Below are 17,293 nucleotides of genomic sequence, written 5' to 3'. Positions count from 1 at the left end.
CGCAGGCCTGTAGCTGGCCGGACGTATTCCCGCCAACTCCACGGATGACTATCCGATGGCCACGGCCAGGTGCCCGGTCTTACGGTAAAACAGCACGCCCTCTGCGCCGCTGCGCACTTGCTGGCGCGCGCCGGGCGGCAGGCGCAGCCACGCGCCGGCGCCATATGTGCCGTCGTCGTCCGTCATTTGTCCGTTCAGCACCAGGTATTCCGCGCCGCCATCGAACAGCTCGGCTTCGGCCACGGCATCGGGCTGCAAGCGCAGCAGTTCGACGTGTTCCGCCGCACCGTGATACAGCGGCAAGCATGACCGGCCGGCGCCGCGCGGCTGCCACGCGGCCGCGCCGCTATCGATGCGCACCGCCTGCCGTTCCTGGTCCGGCATCTGCCGCAGCTTGACGAACAGCGTGGCGCCGGGCGCGCTGCTGGGGGCGTGATGGGAGCCGGGCGGGTTGCGCAAATACCAGCCGCCGGAAAAGTCGCCGCTGGCGTCCGAAAACAGGCCGTCCAGCACCAGGATTTCCTCGCCGCCCGGATGGCCGTGCAGCGGAAACATCGAGCCGGGCGCATACGACACGATGCTGGTCGCGCGCGCCTTTTCGGCGCCGACGCGGTCGAGGAAAATCCGCCGCACTCCCTGTTGCGGCGAGGCGACCCATTGTTGTTGCTCGCGGTGCAGCACGGCACGTTGCGAAAAGTCAGCATTGATCAGCGTATTCGGCGGCATATCGACTCCTTCCAAAGAGGGCAGCGGCCATGATAATCCACAATCGCCGACCATCCGCGCGCCGTTCAGGCCGCGGCCCGAGGATGACTTAAAACGCGGCGCGCAGCGTCAGCGTCACGTTGCGCGGTTCGCCGTAATAATTACCGCGCCGCAGTTCGCCCAGGTTGGCCCAGTAGTTTTTGTCGAACGCGTTGGCGACATTCAGCGCCACGGTCCAGCTGCGGTCGATGATGTACGCGGCATGCAAGTCCCACACGGCCCGCCCGCCATCGGCGATGCGCACCGCATCGTTGTCCGGCGCCTGGGTGGCGTAGCCGGTTTGCGCCGCCACGCCGCCGCCGAGACTCCACTGGCGCCACCGGCCCGGCAGGCGGTAATTGCCCGCCATGCGCAGCAGGTGGCGCGGCGTTTCGGCGCTGATGCTGCTGCCGTCGTCGGCGCGGCTGGTCACATAGGTATAGCCGGCCGTCAGTTGCAGGCCCGGCCAGGCTTCGCCGCTGACTTCCGCCTCAACCCCCTTGCTTTGCAAGGTGCTGGCATTGCGGTAGCAGTTGCCGTCGGCGTTGCGGTCGCACGGGCCGTCGTTGGCGACATCCAGTTCCGCATTGCCGGTCTTCCTGACCTGGAACAGCGCCAGCGTGGCGTTCAGGCGGCCGTCATACAGTTCGCCCTTCAGGCCGGTTTCATAGTTGGCGCCGATGGCCGGTTTCAGCGGCTGGCCGCCGGCCGTGAAGTACTTGCTTTGCGGCTGAAAGGTGTCGGCATAACTGGCATACCACGACCACAAGCGGCCCACGTCGTAGACCAGCCCGGCGTACGGCGTGAACTCGCGGTTCTGGTCATAGCCGGCGACCTGGTCGCCGCTGATCCGGTCGGCCGAACGATAGTTGAGCCAGCTGACCCGCCCGCCCAGCAGCAGGTGCAGCGGCTGCGCCAGTTCCAGCCGCGCGCTGGCGTACAGGCCGGCGCGCTGGTCGCGCACGTCGAGCGCCGAGGTCCAGGCTGGACGGACCGGTTCGGCGACCGCGAAATGGTCGGGATGGAACGGGTCGATCGGGCTGCCGTCATCGATCGCCGCGCCCTTGTCATCCTCGCTGCGGCGCGACCAGTTGGCGCCCGCTAAAAACTGGTGCGTGCCGCCCAGCGCCTGGAAGCTGCCGGCCAGGCTGGCGTCGATGCCGGTGGTGACCACGTCCAGGTTCTTGAAGTACAGGCTGTACAGGCGCGGGCCGGCCAACGTGCCGCGCTCGACCACGCCGCGCGCCAGCGCCAGCTTCTGGTCGAAGCCGCCGTTGCTGCGGTTGACGGTCAGCCTGGCTTTCCAGTCGTCGCCGAAACGCCGTTCCAGTTCGCCGAAGACTTCGTTGACGCTCGCATCGTGGCGGTTCCAGTCTTGCGCCAGCGATGTCGAACGGGGCACATCGAGCGCGCCGCCGTCGCTGTAGCGCGGCAGGCCGAACAGCCAATACGCGCCGATATCCTTTTCCTGGTGGCGCGCACCGATGGTCAGCCTGGTGTCGCGGCCCAGGTCGGCCTCGACCACGCCGTACAGCAGCGGCTGGCGCGCATGGGCCAGGTCATAAAAATACCGGCGGTCCTCATACCCGGCCACCACCCGGCCGCGCAGCGTGCCTTCGGCATTGAGCGGCATGCCGGCGTCGAGCTCGGTGCGGTAATTGTGCCACGAGCCGGCCGACACGCTGACGTCGGCATGCGCCTGCGCGCGCGGACGCTTGCGCACCAGGTTCACCGCGCCGCTGGGATCGCCGGCGCCGACGATCAGGCCGCCGGCGCCGCGCAATACCTCGACCCGGTCGTAGATCGCCATGTCGACCGGCAGCCAGCCGGTGGCCGAATACAGCATGCCGGGCACGCCGTCGACCAGCTGGTTGTCATCCTGGATCACGAAGCCGCGCACCGAAAAGCGGTGGTCGCCGAAATTGCGGGTGGTCCTGGTGACGCCGGTGGCTTGGCCCAGCACTTGTTCCAGCGTGACCAGGTGCTGGTCTTCCATTTGCTGCTGCGTCACCGCGCTGACCGATTGCGGCGTTTCGCGTACCGATAAGCGCAGCTTGCCGATGCTCAGTTCGCGGCTGGTATAAGAACCGGTCTGTTCGGTGACGGCGCTGCGCTCGCCCAGCGCCGTCACGGTCACCGGCGCCATGGTCACGTCGGCCGAAGGCGGCGGCGCCGCCTGCACCGTCACCGCCGTGCCGTCGAGGCGCGCCACCAGGCCGCTGCCGTCGAGCAGGCGCCCGAGCGCCTGGCGCGGCGTCATCTGGCCCGCCACCGCCGGCGCCATGCGCCCGGCCACCAGTGCCGGCTGGACGATCAGTTCGAGCCGGGTTTGCAGGGCCAGCGCATTGAGCGCCTGGGCCAGCGGCTGGCGCTCCAGCTGGATCGCGACCGGCCGGGCCGGCCCTTCGGCCTGCGCCGTGACGGCGCCGGAAGCGAGCGCGATGGCCATGCGGATGGCGAGTGGGGCGGGATGCAAGGAAAAACGGGGCATGCGTACAATCTCCGGGAAGGTGTAAATGGGAATCCTTCTCAGGTAGACGCACGGCAGCGCAAAAACCCTACCCCTCGCAGCAATGAGTTTTGACGCCGACGGCTAGCGCATGGCGGCGATCTCGGTCACGCCGTTTTGCCGGCGCAGCCGCACCGGCAGCACTTGCGGCACGATGCGCAAGAAATTATCGGGCCGGCGCGGGTCGAACGTGCCGGTGATGCGCAACGCCGCCGTGCGCGGGTCGGCCAGCGTCACGCCGCTGGCGCCATAGCGTTCGAATTCGGCCAGCACGACCGACAACGGCTGGTTGTCGAAGCTGACGCGGCCGTCGCGCCACGGCGCGATGCCGGCCGCACCGAGCGCCGTCACCGGACCGAGCTTGCCGGCGGCGTCGCTGACGACTTGCTGGCCGGCGCCCAGTGCGATGACCGCCGTGGCGGGGGCCGTAGCGGGAGCCGCGACCCGCACCCGGCCATGTTCGACCGCCACCCGCACGCCATCCGCGCCGGCCATCGCCGGCGTGTGGCGCACCGCAAACCTGGTGCCGACCACCGTCACGCGCAGCGGCCCGGCCAGCACTTCGAACGGACGCGTGCGGTCGCCCCGCACCTGGAAGACGGCCTGGCCTTCGGCCAGCCGCACTTCGCGGCGCTGGCGGTACAGCGCCACCGCGATGTGGGTGCCGGTGTCGAGCCGCAAGCGGCTGCCGTCCGGCAGCGCGACATCGAGCTGTTCGCCGCGCCGGGTGGCAAACTGTCCGGTGTAGAGCGGCTGGCCTTGCTGGTAATCCCAGGCCAGGTAGCCGCCGCCAGCCGCGCACAGGACCGCCAGGACCAGCGCGGCGCGGGGGGCCAGGCCGGCCAGCATGCCGAACCACGCGCGCCGCGACGACGCTACCTCAGGTTTTTCAGCACGCAGGTCGGCGGCCAGCTGGCGCCGCAGGCGCTCGACGCCAGCGGCCGGCAAGGCGTCGAGCGCATCCCAGTCGTGCTGGCGGCGGGCCAACGCGGCCTGGTGCGTGGCATCGGCGGCCAGCCAATCCTGGAATAACGCCTCCTCGGCGGCGTCCAGGCCGGCGCCGCGGCGCACGAACCAGTCCAGCGCCTGGCTGTCGGCGGATCGGGATGGGAGTGAATTCATGGCAGTCATTCCTGGGCCGCGCCGTCGAGCCGGTCGCGGCAGCGGCGGCATGCCTCCAGCCCCAGCTTGATATGGCGTTCGACCATTTTGATGGAAATGCCCATGCTGCGCGCCACCTCGGCTTGCGACAGGCCGTCGAATTTATGCAGGATGAACGCCTGGCGGCAACGCAGCGGCAATGCGCCGATGGCGGCCAGGATCGCCTCGACCGCCTGCGCCGACGCGGCGACGGCTTCCGGTTCCGACGCGCTGGGCGCGGCCAGCGCATCGATCTGCCGATCCGCCGGCCCGGCCTCGGCGTGGTGCGCCGCGCCGCGCACTGCGTTGCGCCGGTGGCGGTCGATCACCAGGTTGCGCGCGGTGCGGTACAGCAGCGCGCGCGGTTCGGCGATGGCGGCGCCCGACCGCTGCACTTCCAATACCCGGGCGTAGCTCTCCTGCGCCAGGTCGGCGGCGGCGTCGCGGTCATTCAGCGCGCGGGCCAGGAAGTTCAACAGTTCTCGGTAATAACGAGCGACCACGATGTGTGCAAAATAGGGGGGATGCGGCATCCCGTGATGACAAAGGCGGGCTTTCGTGACGATGGCTGACCTGGCGTGCTTGCCTATGCCGTTCTGGCAAGCCGCCTATTATCGCTGAAATCGCGGCGCCCAAGGCCGCAATCGGCCGACATGGGCGCCGATGCCACAGACAGGCCAGCCGCCGTGCAGGCGGCTGGCCCGGCTACTGCCTAGTTCACTTCCGTGATGAAGTCCTCGCGGCTGCGGCGCACTTTTTTCAGCGGCTCCAGCCAGTCGGCGCCCGTTTCACGGTAGCCGACCGCCAGCAGCGCCACGCTGCGCAGGTTTTTTTCGCGCAGGCCGAGGATACGGTCCAGCGCGGCCGGATCGAAACCGCCCATCGGCGTCGAGTCGACTTCTTCGAACGCGGCGGCGATCAGCCCCGAGCCGAGACCGATATAGGCCTGGCCGGCCGCGTGCTGGAAGTTCGCTTCGGCGCCCGCCGCGGCGTAGGTCGTCAGCAGGTATTGCCGGTAGTCTTGCGATGCATCGGCGGCCAGGCCGCGCTCCTTGTTGATCAGGTCGAACATCATGTTGATGCGCCCGGCCGTCACGTCGTCCCACGCGGCGAACACCAGCAGATAGCTGCTGTCGGTGATTTGCGACTGGTGGTTGGCGATCGGCTTGATCTGTGCGCGAATCGCCGGATTGGTCACCACCAGCACTTCGTATGGCTGCAAGCCGCTGGAACTGGCCGACAGGCGCACCGCTTCCAGGATGCGGTCGAGCTTTTCGCGCGGCACGACCTTGCTCGGGTCGAATTTTTTAGTGGCGTAGCGCCATTCCAGCTTGTTGATCAGATTGCTCATTATTGTGTCTTTCAAAGAGTGAGAGGAAATGAAAACCGCATCAGGCGATGCTGTCGACCACGCCGCCATCGACGCGCAGCGCGGCGCCGGTGGTGGCCGATGCTTGCGGCGAGCACACGTAGACCACCATGTTCGCCACTTCTTCCGGCGTGGCGACGCGCTGGAGGATCGACGAACTGCGGTGTTCCCTGACGAAGGCATTGGCCACGCCGACGGCGGTGGCGTGGTCGGCGCCGGGCGCCACCATGTGGTGCACGCCTTCGGACAAGGTCGGTCCCGGCAATACCGCGTTGACGGTGATGCCGGTGCCGGCCAGGCTCTTGGCCAGGCCGCGCGAAATGGCCAGGTTGCCGGTCTTGGTGAAGCCGTAATGGATCATGTCGGCCGGGATGTTCAACGCTGATTCGGACGAGATGAAGACGATGCGGCCCCAGTCCCGCCGCTGCATGCCGGGCAGGTAGGCGCGGCTGGCGCGCACGCCGGACATGATGTTCAGCTCGAAGAAGCGGGTCCATTCCTGGTCGGCGATGTCGGCGAACGGCTGCGGTCCGAAGATGCCGATATTGTTGACCAGGATGTCGGCGCGCGGCTCGGCATCCTGCAGCAGCTGGAAGCCGGCCGCGGTGCCGAGGTCGGCGGCCACGCCGCGCACGTCGGCGCCGGGCACCGCCTGGCGGATGCCGGCCACCGCGCGCTCGACGTCGGCCTGCTGGCGGCCCGTGACGACCACGCTGGCGCCGGCGCCGGCCAGGCCCAGTGCGATGGCGCGGCCGATGCCGCGGGTGGAGCCGGTGACGATGGCGGTCTTGCCGCTCAAATTGATATGCATGATGATTCCTGTCGGTTAAACGAGGGAAGAAAGAAAAACCAGTCCCTGAACTATGGCTTCATCCTAGTCCTCAACAATCTCGTTGATAATCCACTAGAATGTGAAATCATCTTTCGACTATCATGAATAATGGACACACTGGCTACCTTGCACCTGCTGATCGATATCACCGACACCGGCAGCTTTTCGGCGGCGGCCCGCTTGCGTGGCAAGGCGACGTCGACCGTCACGCTGGCGCTGCAGCAGCTTGAAAACGAGGTCGGCGTGCGCCTCGTCACGCGCTCGACGCGCAGGCTGGCGCTGACGCATGAAGGCGACCTGCTGCTGGCCGGCGCGCGCAGGATGCTCGACGCGTGGGAAGCGACGCTGGGCGAGATTGCCCAGGACGGCGTGCTGCAGGGACCGATACGCATCGCCGCCAGCAACGATTTCGGGCGCAACAGCCTGCTGCCGCTGATCGACCGTTTCATGCTGCTGCATCCCGGCGTCAAGATCGGCCTGGTGCTCAGCGATTCGCTGGAAAACCTGCTGGAGCAGCAGCTCGATATCGCGGTCCGCAGCGGGCCGCTGCAGGATTCGAACCTGAAGGCCCGCTTGCTGGTGCGCGGCAGGCACCTGGTGTGCGCCGCGCCGTCCTATTGGCGCGAGCATGGCAAGCCGCGCCATCCATCCGAACTGGCCAGCCATAACTGCCTGGTGCTGACGCGGCATAGCGCGCCGCTGTCGGCATGGCCGTTCGTGGTCGACGGCAAGCGCACGCCGGTCAAGGTCGGCGGCGACCGCAACGCCAGCGACGGCGCCGTGCTGCGCCAGTGGGCGATCGGCGGAAAAGGGGTGATGCTGAAGAATGAATGGGACATCCGCGCCGAACTGGCCGACGGCAGGCTGGAAACGGCGCTGGAAGATTTTGTCTCCAGCCACATCGACCTGTACGCCGTCTATCCGAAGGAAAATCCCAGCCGCAGGGCGATGGCGTTCATCGACTATTTGAGCGACAACCTGCGCGCCTGCAATCCCGGCTGCAGCGGGAGCGCCTGACACAACGCCGATGGCGGCGTTGCAGTTTGCCGCCTCTCAAGCCGTGCCGGGCGGCGCCGCCGCGGCCACCAGGCCCGGCATGGCCGGCTGGGCGGCCGGCGCCGGCGCGCTGCTGAGGATCATCGTGCTCGGTTTCGAAATCGGCATGTCGGCCGCGCGCAAGCGTTTCAGCAAGTCGAACAGCAAGCTGCTGCGCACGCCGTAGGCCAGCCGCGGCGACGGCACAAAACCGGTCGCGTTGAACATCAGGAAGCCGTTGTCGATGCCGTCCAGCTGCACGTTCGGCGCCGGCGTATCGAGCACGTCGGCGCTGTCGACGAAGGCCGCCAGGATCAGCGCGCGGGCCTGTTCGGCGTCGGTCGACAGCGGCAGCGGCAACTTGATCTGCACCAGCCCCAGCGGGCTGGCGTGGGTCACGTTGCGCACCGTCTTGGTGATGAATTCCGAGTTCGGCACGATCACCGTCGAACGGTCGCCCATCTGGATTTCGGTGGCGCGCACGTTGATGCGCCGGATATCGCCCTCGACCCCGCCCAGCGAGACCCAGTCGCCGACCTTGACCGGCCGCTCGGCCAGCAGGATCAGGCCCGACACGAAGTTTTGCACCACCGCCTGCAAGCCGAAACCGATACCGACCGACAGCGCGCTGGCGACCCATGCGATGCGTTCCAGGCCGATGCCGGCGGCCGACAGCGCCATCGCCACGGCGATGATGCCGCCGGCGTAGCCGAACAGCGTCAGCGCCGACACTTGCATGCCGGCGTCGAGGTTGGTGGTCGGCAGGTAGCTGGTTTTCAGCCAGCGCTTGAACAGGCCCAGGCCGAGGAAACCCAGCACCAGCACGCTCAGCGCCTGGATCACGGCGGCCGGGCGGATCTTGATTTCGCCGACCGCCAGGCCATCCTGGATCTGGCCGACCCGGTGGAACAATTCGCCCGGCCCTTCGCCGAACGGCGCCAGCAAGATCATCGCCGCCAGCATCACGACGATGGCGCGGCCGACGCCGGACAGCAGCACCGCCGCCTGGTCGCGCGCCTTCGGCGTGGCCAGCACCGGATTGGCGGCGTCCGGGTCGGGCGCGGTCGACGACAGCAGCATGCAGAGATCGTCCACCAGCACCGTCAGCAGATAGGTGCTGCACACCACCACCAGCACCCAGCTGACTTGCTTGGCGATGAAACTGCCGAATGCGACATAGCCAACCAGCAGGCTGATCAGGGAAGTCGCCAGCACCAGCCACAGCACCACCACCACGCAGCGCAGCCAGAACGGCGTCGACGGCGACTGCGGGTCGGCGGCGCGCACCTGGCGCCAGCAGCGCTCGGCGCGCAGCAGGCCGAGCGCCACGGTGACGCTCAACACCAGCGCGACGATGCAATTGACCGCCACCGCCGTCGACAGGCCGGCGTTGACCACCGCCGACATGCGCTCGGCGGTCCAGACCAGCACCACCACCACCGCGAACACGGCGGGGAACTGGCGCATGCGGTGCGCCAGCGCATCGGCCAGCGGCAGCAGCCGCCACGACGGCCGCTTCGGCGACAGCAGCGCATGGCCCAGGCCGGCGATATAGCCGGCGAAGCAGATGATGCCGACCGCGCCGCTGAGGAAGGCCGAGGTCTTGTCGGACAGCGTGGTGTCCCAGCGCACGCCGAGCGCCAGCAATTCGGCGATCAGCGCCGGCACGGCCAGCGCCAGCAAGATCACCACCAGCGCATGCAGCGAGCGCCGCAGGCGGCCGTGCGGCACGCGGGTCGAGGTCAGCAGCAGCAGGTAGCGCTCGGCGCGCATGCCGGCCAGGCCCAGCGCCAGCATCGCCAGCGCCAGGCCGGTCCACACTTGCCACGGCGTGTTGCGCGCCGAATTGCCGATCTCGCTCCCCAGGTTGCGCAGGCGCTGCACGTTTTGCGGCAATTCCGCATGCAGCTGGGTCCAGAACGAGCCGGCCAGGATCGACGCGGTGCGTTCGCCGAGGCGCGCCTGCAATTGGGCGCGGCGCACCGTGGCCACCTGTTCGGTGGCCTGGTCGGCTTCGACCGCCAGCAGCCGCGCCAGTTTGACCTGGGTGTCGAGCGCGCCGCCGTCGCGGTCCAGCTGGGCGCGCTGGGCCGCCACGTCGGGCGCTTCCTTGATGCCGGCGGCGGGCGTGCCCAGCTCGGCCAGCCGCGCCTGCACGCTGGCCAGCAGCGGCGCCAGTGCGGTGGCCACCTTGGACGCGTCGGCGCCGGCCGCCAGCGCATCGGCCTTCATGCGCGTCAGCGTCGCTTCGTCGAGATCGTCGTCGCCCTTGAGCGCGGTCTGGATGGCGGTGATTTGCTTGCGCAAGCCATCGAGCGTGGCGTCGGCGCTGGCGGCGTCGATCTGCGACCAGGCCGCGCCGGGCGCAAACGACAGCGCCAGCAGCAGCGACAGCAGGATGGCGCGCAGCAGCGCGCCAGCGGAGAATGAGGAGTTGGAGGAGCTTGATCTGGAAAACATGTAGGCCATCGGCTAGGTGTAAGGGTACGCTGATTCAATCCGGGCCGATTACTCCCGGATACCACACTGTACGGCAAACGCCAGTGTATCAGCGCCCTTTTGCATCGGGCCGGCCTGCGCTCAAGACCTGGCGAACGCCAGCAGGTCGGCGTTGACCTTGTCCTTGTGGGTATCGGTCAGGCCGTGCGGCGCGCCCGCATACACCAGCAGCCTGGCGTGCTTGACGATCGCGGCGGACGCCTTGCCGGCCGCGCCGATCGGCACGATCTGGTCGTCGTCGCCGTGGATGATCAGCGTCGGCTTGTCGAATTTCTGCAAGTCGGCGCGGAAGTCGGTTTCCGAGAATGCCTTGATCGAGTCATAGGTATTCTTGTGGCCGCCCATCATGCCCTGCATCCACCACGACTGGATGATGCCTTGCGACGGCTTGGCGCCGGGGCGGTTGTAGCCGTAGAACGGACCGGAGGCGAGGTCCAGGTAGAGCTGCGAACGATTCGCCTGCGACGCGGCGCGGATGCCGTCGAACACCGACAGCGGCAAGCCGTCCGGATTGTCGGCGGTTTTCAGCATCAGCGGCGGCACGGCGGAAATCAGGCCCAGCTTGGCGACCCGTCTGGTGCCGTGGCGGCCGACATAACGCGCCACTTCGCCGCCGCCGGTCGAGAAACCGAGCAGGATGACGTTCTTCAAGTTCAGCACGTCGATCAATTGGGCCAGGTCGTCGGCGTAATGGTCCATGTCGTTGCCGTCCCACGGCTGGCTGGAACGGCCGTGGCCGCGCCGGTCATGGGCGATGACGCGGAAACCGTTATTAGCCAGATGGAACATTTGCGATTCCCAGCTATCCGAATTGAGCGGCCAGCCGTGGCAAAACACGATGGGCTGGCCATGGCCCCAATCCTTGTAATAAATGTCCACCCCGTCGCGGGTGGTGAAGGTGCTGGCGGTCTTGCGCAGCGGCGCCTCGGGCAGATGGTCGTACGACGATGCGGCTTGCGCCGAACCGCTCAGGCCGGCCAGCGGCGCGGCGATGGCCGCCGCCACGGCAGCCAGGCCGGCGCCGCCGAACAGCGCCGAACGGCGCGCGCGGTTGAGCGGGGCGGCGTTGTGAAGATCGTTGCTCATGATGGTATTCCTGTTCATTTTGAATAATTGGCTATTGTTTAGCGCACTAATTATCAGTGCCGCCTGTCGGGTTTATCGGGCCTTGGCGGCTTCTTCGATCAGGCCGGCCACTTCGGCTGGATGCGACGTCATCACCACGTGCGAAGCACCGGGAATCACCAGTGTCTTGACCGACTTGGCGCGCTGCGCCATGAAACCGAGCGCCGCGGCGGGAATGTTCTTGTCCGCGCTGCCATACACAAAATAGGAGGGCACGGTTTTCCAGGCTGGCGCGCCGGCCGCTTCGGTCAGCGCGGCTTCGGCGATCGGGCGCTGTCCGGCGGCCATCAGCTGCGCCTGCGCCAGCGGCACGTCGGCGGCGAATTGCTGCGGAAATTGCGCTTGCTGGATATACAGGTCCTTGCTGCCGTCGGCCAGGATCACGGGCGGCGCCAGCGTCGGTCCCAGCGTGCTGCCCGGGAAGCGGCCGGACAGTCCGATCGCATTTTCACCGGCTTCCGGCGCAAACGCGGCGACATACACCAGGCTCTTGACGTTGCCATTGCCGTTCGCCGCCGCCGAAATGACCGAGCCGCCGTACGAGTGGCCAACCAGCACGACCGGGCCTTTGATGCCTTTCACGATGCCCGACACGGTCACCGCGTCGCCCTTGACGCTGCGCAGCGGATTGGCGGCGCCGACCACGCTGTAGCCATCGGCCAGCAACTTGGCGGTCACGCCATCCCAGCTCGACGAATCGGCAAACGCGCCGTGCACCAGCACGATGGTCGGCTTGGCGGCGGCTTCGGCGGCCTGGGACGGCAGCATCGCGGCGCCATTCAGGGTCAGGGCCGCGGCGGCGGCGAGGGCAAATTGGTGCAGTTGTTTCATGGTCGGGTCCTTGTCAAGTGAGTGGTTCAGTTCAATATTAATGGGTAGTGTGCGATTGATGAGCGCACTATACATAGAGAACTATTAAATAGCAAGCGATTTAAATTAAGCTATGCTTAAATTGGCGCCGGTATCACGCCATGCGCCGATGCCCGTCAATTATGCAAGCGCGCAAACACCAGGTCGAGCAGCGCGCGCAGGCGCGCGACGCTGCGCAAGTCGCGGTGATAGCCGACATAGGTATCGCGGCTCGGCGGCGCAACAGGCATCGGCACTTCTTCCAGCGTGCCCAGCGCGGTTGCCAGCGGTTTCGGCAAGACCGCCAGGCAGCCGCCCTGCGCGCACAGTTGTGCCTGCGATAGACGGTTATTGCTGCGAAATGCGATGGTCGCCCTGGGCAGCGTTTCACGCAGCCATCTGGCATCCGGCAAGTCCTCGAACGCCAGATGCATGGTGACCACGCGCGCGCCCTCGCCATCGGCGGCGATGCGCGGCGCCGATCCCTTTTTTGCATACAGTCCGTACGGCATCGTCAGCAGGCGTTTCGACACCACGTCCTGCTCGGTAAACGGCACGATGCGGAATGCGATATCGGCCTCGCGCCGGGACAAGTTGTACAGCCGCGTATCGGTCAGCAGTTCGGTCACGACCTGCGGATGCAGCATGCCGAGTTCCACCAGGATCGGCGTCAGCATGTAGGTGCCGAACCAGTCGGACGACGACACCCGCAACAAGCCGCTGACCTGGTCGTCGGCGCCGGCCAGCACCCGTTCGAAGCGCAGCATTTCCTCTTCGGCGCGCTCGGCATGATTGAACACCGACGCGCCCTCGTCGCTCAGCATGAAACCGTGCGCCGTGCGCTGGAACAGTTTGTGCCCGACCTCGTCTTCCAGCGCACTCAGGCGGCGGCCCATGGTCGGCTGGGTCTGGCCCAGTTGCCGCGCGGCGCCGCCCAGCGATCCATTCCTGGCGATTGCCAAAAATATTCTCACGTCATCCCAGTCCATGTTCACTCATGCTTTTTTGTATGCCTGAAATGCATTTTATATGATTGTCATCCTGCCCTGCATGGCCGACACTGGGACCTGAATTCCATCCTGGACCCGGCGATCGGCGCCGGCCCATCACTGAAAATAAAGTCCCCATGCACAACACTAAAAAAAGTAAGGTAGCGGCGCTGATGCTGCTGTTGTCGACCCTGCTGTCAGGCGTCCTGGCCCCCCATCCGGCATCGGCGGCGGCGCCGATGGCAAAGACGGCCGCTCCCGGTTTTTACCGTACCATGCTGGGCAGCTTCGAAATTACCGCGATCAGCGACGGTACGCTGGCGCTGCCGGTCGACGCCTTTTTATCGCAAGCGCCCGAAAAGACCCGCCGCGAACTGGCCCGGTCGTTTATCAAGCTGCCGTATGACATGTCGTTTAACGCGTATGTGGTGAACACCGGCGACAAGCTGATCCTGATCGACGCCGGGGCCGGCGCCTTCGTCGGGCCGACGCTGGGCCGCTTCGTCGCCAACCTGGAAGCGTCCGGCTACAAGCCGGAACAGGTCGATGATATTTTTATCACGCACCTGCATCCGGACCATTTCGGCGGCTTGATCGCCGACGGAAAAATGCGTTTTCCTAACGCGAAAATCCACGTCGACCAGCATGACGCGGATTACTGGCTCAACCCGGCCAACGCGGCATCGGTGGCCAAGGAGATGCAACCGTGGTTTGAACAGGCCGGCATCGCGTTTCCGCCATATGCCGCCGCCTCGCGGTTCCTGCCATTCCAGGGCAGCACCGAGTTTTACCCGGGCGTGCGAGCGGACGCGGCCTACGGCCATACGCCCGGCCACACCGTGTATGTGGTCGAAAGCGACGGCGCGACGATGTACATCGTCGGCGACACAATCCATGTCGGCCCGGTGCAATTCCCGCATCCCGAAGTGACGATCAGCGCCGATACCGATTCCAAGGCCGCCAGCGCCAGCCGCGACCGCATATTCTCGGCGGCGGAAAAAAGCGGCGCGCTGATCGCGGCGGCGCATATTCCCTTCCCCGGCATTGGGCATCTGCGCAAGACAGGCAAGTCGTATACCTGGATACCGCTTAATTAAGCCCAATTCAAGCCAAGCCGGCTATGGCCAGGTCGTTGTCTGGCCCAGCACTTTCGCGGCCTTGCTCCCCTTCGCGCCCAGCTCGCCGCCAAAGGCAAAGCTGACCGGGCAATCGAAGGTTTCGGCATGGTCGCGCAAGCTCATTGACGGCGCCGGCTGGCCGCCACCGGTACGCTTGAATTGCTGCGCCGGCCTGGCGGCCGGCCGCAGATCGCCCAGGTCGATACCGCGCAAATGGCCGCCGGCGCCGCACAGCGCGTCGGCGCAGGCGAACGGCCTGGCGGCCGGCGCGGCAGCCGACTGCGCCCACGCCGTGCCGCTCGACGCGGCGGCGACCAGCAGCACGGCGCCAAGCATCCACGATGCTTTCATCTCAGCGCCGCGCCGGCAGCAATTCCAGCACCGCGTCGGCAAACGCCTGCGGCGCTTCCTGCGGCAGGTTATGGCCGGCGTCCGGCACGATGTGATGCGTGCGTGGTCCGCTGAATTTTGCCGCATACCCGGTGCCGTCGTTGGCCGGCACCACGCCGTCGGCCTGGCCGTCCAGCGTCACCGCCGGCACCGTGATCACCGGCAGCGTGGCCAGCACGCGCTCCAGATCCTGGTATTCCGGATAACCGGGCAGCAAACCCAGGCGGAAGCGGTAATTATGGATCACCACAGCGACATAATCGGGATTGTCGAGCGAGGCCATGCTGCGCTGGAAGGTCGCTTCGTCGTAGTGCCACGACGGCGAGTTGTAGCTCCAGATCACGCGCGCGATATCGCGCCGGTTGGCTTGCAGCGCCGTGCGACCGCGTTCGGTCGCAAAATAATACTGGTACCACAGGCCGGCCTCGATCCTGGCCGGGATCGGCTGCGCCGCATGGGCGATGTCCTGCACCAGGTAGCCGTTCACCGAGACGATGCCGATGCAGCGCTGCGGCCACAGCGCCGCCATCGCGCAGGCGGTGCGCGCGCCCCAGTCGTAGCCGGCCACCACCGCGCGCTCGATCTTCAGCGCATTCATCAATTCGAGCATGTCGGCCGCGACGGCCGCCTGCTGGCCGCTGCGCGGCGTGGCCGGATCGAGGAAACGGGTTTCGCCGTGGCCGCGCAAATGCGGCACGATGACGCGGCAGCCGCGCGCCGCCAGGATCGGCGCGACGTCGACATACGAGTGCATATCGTAGGGAAAGCCATGCAGCAGCAGCACCGCCGGACCGTCGGCCGGACCGGCCTCGTAGTAGGCGACGTTGAGCACGCCGGCGTCGATGTATTTCAGCGGCGCCAGCGGGTCAGGCCCATCGGCCGGCGTCATGGCGGCGCGGGCCGGGCCGGCCTGCATGCCCATCAGGACCAGTCCGGTGGCGGCGATCCCGGCGCTGGCGCTGCCCAGCAGGCGCCGGCGCTTCAGATTGACTTCAGACATACAAGCTCCTTGATAAAGTTGACAACAGATGGCCCCATCGTAAGGGTCTGATGTATCTGGAATGTGTCGATTCTGGCATGTGTCGATTCAACCTGGCTGCGCCAGCAGGCGACGGATGGTGGCCTCGGTTTCATCATACTTGCCTTCGCCAAAATGGGTGTAGACGATACGGCCGCTCTTGTCGATCAGGTAAAACGCCGGCCAGAACTGGTTGTTGTATGCCTCCCATGTCGCATAACGGTTGTCTTGCGCGACCGGATAGCGGATATCGAAGCGCTTCAGCGCATCCTTGACGTTCGCGGTGGAGCGCTCGAACGGATATTCCGGGGTATGCACGCCGACCACCACCAGGCCCTGGTCCTTGTATTTGTCGTACCAGGCTTTGACATACGGCAGCGTGTGGATGCAATTGATGCAGGTGTAGGTCCAGAAATCGACCAGCACCACCTTGCCGCGCAATTGTTCGATGGTCAGCGGCGCCGAATTGAGCCAGGTGTCGAGGCCGGTGAAGGCCGGCGCCGGGATCGGCTTGGCCAGCGCGTCGGCATGGCCCGGCCCGGAAGCCAGCAAGGCGCCGAACAAGACGGTGAGCGAGACGGCGGCGGCGGACAGCAGTTTTTTCAGTGGGGAGTGCATATCAAAGACCTTTCAGGTTAATCGAGAAATCCGTCAGCCAGGCATAGGCCTGGACATCGTAATGAAAATAAATCGCGCAAGCGGTCAGCAGCACCAGCGCGCCGAACACTTGCTGCAAGCGGACCGTGTGGCGCGCCAGCTGGCGCACCCGGCCGCGCATGAACTGGCCGCCGTAGGCGATGGCCAGCATCGGGACGCCGGCGCCCAGCGCATACAGGATCAGCAGCAGGGCCGACCATTGCACGTCTTGCGCGCGGGCCACCAGCGACAGGATAGACGCCAGCACCGGCCCGGCGCACGGGGTCCACACGGCGCCCAGCGACACGCCGAGCACGAAGCCGCCGGCATTGCCCGAACCGGCGTTGCCGCCGAATGCGCCTATGCGCTGCAGCGGGCCTTCGAAACGGGCGGCCAGCCAGCGGTAGGGACGCGGCCATAACTGGAACAGGCCGGACAGCGCCAGCAGGGCCAGCGCGGTATTGCGCAGCGCGTCCTGGGCCAGTTCGACCGTGCTCGACACCACGCCGAGCAGCATGCCCAGCGCGGCGAAGGCCAGCACAAAGCCGGCCACCACGAACAGCGGCCGCTTGCGGCTCGATTGCGCGACAGCCGTGCCGAGCAGGATCGGCAGGATCGGCAGCACGCAGGGCGAGGCGATGGTGAAGACGCCGGCCAGCAACGCTAGCGGCGCTTCGATCAGGTTATGCATCAGCATGGCACAGCTCCGGAAAAGAAGATGTGAGCATTACAACCCGCCGATGTATCCGCTTTGTGTCCATTTGAATATAAAAAACTGCAATCTTTTGTATCAGGGACGGGTCCAGATACACGGTGATACAAAGCGCTCGCGGCATCGGCTATAACTACGCCATTGACTATCAGGACAAGACCATGTCGCACACTTTTTTGATCACCTTGATGAGGGAGCCCGCATGAAACGCCTGCTCGCGATTCTCGCCATACTGGGCGGCGGTTTGTGCGCCGAATTAAGCAAGCCGCTGGCCCAGTGCAATCTGATTTCCAGCAGCCGTTCATGGAGCAAACGCCGTGAGTTATGA

At 66.4% G+C, this 17,293-nt stretch carries 17 protein-coding genes; 3 read left to right on the top strand and 14 right to left on the bottom strand.

Translation table 11 applies throughout. The features are described from left to right. Positions 1-48 precede the first annotated feature (48 nt). From GJA_RS24965 to GJA_RS24940, 6 genes are all read right to left on the bottom strand, one after another. Positions 49-726 (bottom strand): cupin domain-containing protein, encoded by a 678-nt coding sequence (locus tag GJA_RS24965; protein ID WP_038497777.1) that lies wholly within the window; start codon positions 724-726, stop codon positions 49-51. An 88-nt stretch (positions 727-814) separates the two neighbouring features. Beyond that, the gene (locus tag GJA_RS24960; protein ID WP_038497774.1) at positions 815-3,235 is read right to left on the bottom strand and encodes a TonB-dependent siderophore receptor; all 2,421 of its coding nucleotides are present in this window, start codon (positions 3,233-3,235) and stop codon (positions 815-817) included. Positions 3,236-3,337: 102 nt separating this feature from the next. Continuing rightward, positions 3,338-4,375: a FecR family protein gene (locus tag GJA_RS24955; protein WP_242404626.1), complete on the bottom strand. Its 1,038-nt coding sequence runs from the start codon at positions 4,373-4,375 to the stop codon at positions 3,338-3,340. Positions 4,376-4,380: 5 nt separating this feature from the next. After that, complete coding sequence (locus GJA_RS24950; RefSeq protein ID WP_081905567.1) at positions 4,381-4,926, bottom strand: sigma-70 family RNA polymerase sigma factor; 546 nt, start codon at positions 4,924-4,926, stop codon at positions 4,381-4,383. A gap of 179 nt (positions 4,927-5,105) precedes the next feature. After that, positions 5,106-5,744, bottom strand: coding sequence for an NAD(P)H-dependent oxidoreductase (locus GJA_RS24945; RefSeq protein ID WP_038497770.1), 639 nt, complete (start codon positions 5,742-5,744; stop codon positions 5,106-5,108). Positions 5,745-5,784: 40 nt separating this feature from the next. Beyond that, the gene (locus GJA_RS24940) at positions 5,785-6,573 is read right to left on the bottom strand and encodes an SDR family NAD(P)-dependent oxidoreductase (RefSeq protein ID WP_038497767.1); all 789 of its coding nucleotides are present in this window, start codon (positions 6,571-6,573) and stop codon (positions 5,785-5,787) included. A 129-nt stretch (positions 6,574-6,702) separates the two neighbouring features. On the opposite strand from GJA_RS24940, the gene GJA_RS24935 reads away from it, so the two are divergent. Beyond that, positions 6,703-7,611 (top strand): LysR family transcriptional regulator, encoded by a 909-nt coding sequence (locus GJA_RS24935; RefSeq protein ID WP_038497764.1) that lies wholly within the window; start codon positions 6,703-6,705, stop codon positions 7,609-7,611. Between the two features lie 36 nt (positions 7,612-7,647). Here GJA_RS24935 and GJA_RS24930 read toward each other — a convergent pair whose 3' ends face one another. From GJA_RS24930 to GJA_RS24915, 4 genes are all read right to left on the bottom strand, one after another. After that, positions 7,648-10,089 carry a DUF3772 domain-containing protein gene (locus GJA_RS24930; protein WP_038501074.1) on the bottom strand — a complete coding sequence of 814 codons (2,442 nt, stop codon included), beginning with the start codon at positions 10,087-10,089 and terminating at the stop codon, positions 7,648-7,650. Between the two features lie 120 nt (positions 10,090-10,209). Next, positions 10,210-11,214, bottom strand: a complete 1,005-nt coding sequence (locus tag GJA_RS24925; RefSeq protein ID WP_038497761.1) for an alpha/beta fold hydrolase — start codon at positions 11,212-11,214, stop codon at positions 10,210-10,212. A gap of 72 nt (positions 11,215-11,286) precedes the next feature. Further along, complete coding sequence (locus tag GJA_RS24920) at positions 11,287-12,084, bottom strand: alpha/beta fold hydrolase (protein WP_038497758.1); 798 nt, start codon at positions 12,082-12,084, stop codon at positions 11,287-11,289. 155 nt (positions 12,085-12,239) lie between these two features. Then, positions 12,240-13,076 (bottom strand): LysR family transcriptional regulator, encoded by an 837-nt coding sequence (locus GJA_RS24915; protein ID WP_339325673.1) that lies wholly within the window; start codon positions 13,074-13,076, stop codon positions 12,240-12,242. A 152-nt stretch (positions 13,077-13,228) separates the two neighbouring features. Here GJA_RS24915 and GJA_RS24910 point away from each other — a divergent pair, with 152 nt between their 5' ends. Then, positions 13,229-14,188: an MBL fold metallo-hydrolase gene (locus tag GJA_RS24910; RefSeq protein WP_038497753.1), complete on the top strand. Its 960-nt coding sequence runs from the start codon at positions 13,229-13,231 to the stop codon at positions 14,186-14,188. Between the two features lie 21 nt (positions 14,189-14,209). On the opposite strand, the gene GJA_RS24905 is transcribed toward GJA_RS24910, so the two are convergent. The 4 genes from GJA_RS24905 to GJA_RS24890 all read right to left on the bottom strand — a co-directional run bounded on the left by GJA_RS24905 (position 14,210) and on the right by GJA_RS24890 (position 16,944). Further along, complete coding sequence (locus GJA_RS24905; RefSeq protein ID WP_038497750.1) at positions 14,210-14,560, bottom strand: hypothetical protein; 351 nt, start codon at positions 14,558-14,560, stop codon at positions 14,210-14,212. A gap of 1 nt (position 14,561) precedes the next feature. Next, positions 14,562-15,599, bottom strand: a complete 1,038-nt coding sequence (locus GJA_RS24900; RefSeq protein WP_081905566.1) for an alpha/beta fold hydrolase — start codon at positions 15,597-15,599, stop codon at positions 14,562-14,564. Positions 15,600-15,686: 87 nt separating this feature from the next. Continuing rightward, on the bottom strand, positions 15,687-16,235 hold the full coding sequence (locus GJA_RS24895) for a thioredoxin family protein (protein ID WP_038497747.1): 549 nt from the start codon (positions 16,233-16,235) through the stop codon (positions 15,687-15,689). Between the two features lies 1 nt (position 16,236). Next, positions 16,237-16,944, bottom strand: a complete 708-nt coding sequence (locus tag GJA_RS24890) for a cytochrome c biogenesis CcdA family protein (RefSeq protein WP_038501068.1) — start codon at positions 16,942-16,944, stop codon at positions 16,237-16,239. A gap of 223 nt (positions 16,945-17,167) precedes the next feature. Between GJA_RS24890 and GJA_RS28555 the strand changes: the two genes are divergently transcribed. Further along, positions 17,168-17,293, top strand: a complete 126-nt coding sequence (locus GJA_RS28555; RefSeq protein WP_277914411.1) for a hypothetical protein — start codon at positions 17,168-17,170, stop codon at positions 17,291-17,293.

This window comes from Janthinobacterium agaricidamnosum NBRC 102515 = DSM 9628 (genome assembly GCF_000723165.1).
Classification (GTDB): domain Bacteria; phylum Pseudomonadota; class Gammaproteobacteria; order Burkholderiales; family Burkholderiaceae_D; genus Janthinobacterium; species Janthinobacterium agaricidamnosum.
Note: the sequence above shows the minus strand (reverse complement) of the source record. Positions and strands in the feature narration are given on the sequence as shown.

Excerpts from the sequence above, each read along its gene's own strand:
- GJA_RS28555 (WP_277914411.1), top strand. The coding sequence starts at position 17,168 with ATGAAACGCCTGCTCGCGATTCTCGCCATACTGGGCGGCGGTTTGTGC.
- GJA_RS24925 (WP_038497761.1), bottom strand. The coding sequence starts at position 11,214 with ATGAGCAACGATCTTCACAACGCCGCCCCGCTCAACCGCGCGCGCCGT.
- GJA_RS24965 (WP_038497777.1), bottom strand. The coding sequence starts at position 726 with ATGCCGCCGAATACGCTGATCAATGCTGACTTTTCGCAACGTGCCGTG.
- GJA_RS24905 (WP_038497750.1), bottom strand. The coding sequence starts at position 14,560 with ATGAAAGCATCGTGGATGCTTGGCGCCGTGCTGCTGGTCGCCGCCGCG.
- GJA_RS24945 (WP_038497770.1), bottom strand. The coding sequence starts at position 5,744 with ATGAGCAATCTGATCAACAAGCTGGAATGGCGCTACGCCACTAAAAAA.
- GJA_RS24940 (WP_038497767.1), bottom strand. The coding sequence starts at position 6,573 with ATGCATATCAATTTGAGCGGCAAGACCGCCATCGTCACCGGCTCCACC.
- GJA_RS24960 (WP_038497774.1), bottom strand. The coding sequence starts at position 3,235 with ATGCCCCGTTTTTCCTTGCATCCCGCCCCACTCGCCATCCGCATGGCC.
- GJA_RS24890 (WP_038501068.1), bottom strand. The coding sequence starts at position 16,944 with ATGCATAACCTGATCGAAGCGCCGCTAGCGTTGCTGGCCGGCGTCTTC.
- GJA_RS24920 (WP_038497758.1), bottom strand. The coding sequence starts at position 12,084 with ATGAAACAACTGCACCAATTTGCCCTCGCCGCCGCCGCGGCCCTGACC.
- GJA_RS24930 (WP_038501074.1), bottom strand. The coding sequence starts at position 10,089 with ATGTTTTCCAGATCAAGCTCCTCCAACTCCTCATTCTCCGCTGGCGCG.
- GJA_RS24900 (WP_081905566.1), bottom strand. The coding sequence starts at position 15,599 with ATGTCTGAAGTCAATCTGAAGCGCCGGCGCCTGCTGGGCAGCGCCAGC.
- GJA_RS24935 (WP_038497764.1), top strand. The coding sequence starts at position 6,703 with ATGGACACACTGGCTACCTTGCACCTGCTGATCGATATCACCGACACC.
- GJA_RS24895 (WP_038497747.1), bottom strand. The coding sequence starts at position 16,235 with ATGCACTCCCCACTGAAAAAACTGCTGTCCGCCGCCGCCGTCTCGCTC.
- GJA_RS24955 (WP_242404626.1), bottom strand. The coding sequence starts at position 4,375 with ATGAATTCACTCCCATCCCGATCCGCCGACAGCCAGGCGCTGGACTGG.
- GJA_RS24950 (WP_081905567.1), bottom strand. The coding sequence starts at position 4,926 with ATGCCGCATCCCCCCTATTTTGCACACATCGTGGTCGCTCGTTATTAC.
- GJA_RS24910 (WP_038497753.1), top strand. The coding sequence starts at position 13,229 with ATGCACAACACTAAAAAAAGTAAGGTAGCGGCGCTGATGCTGCTGTTG.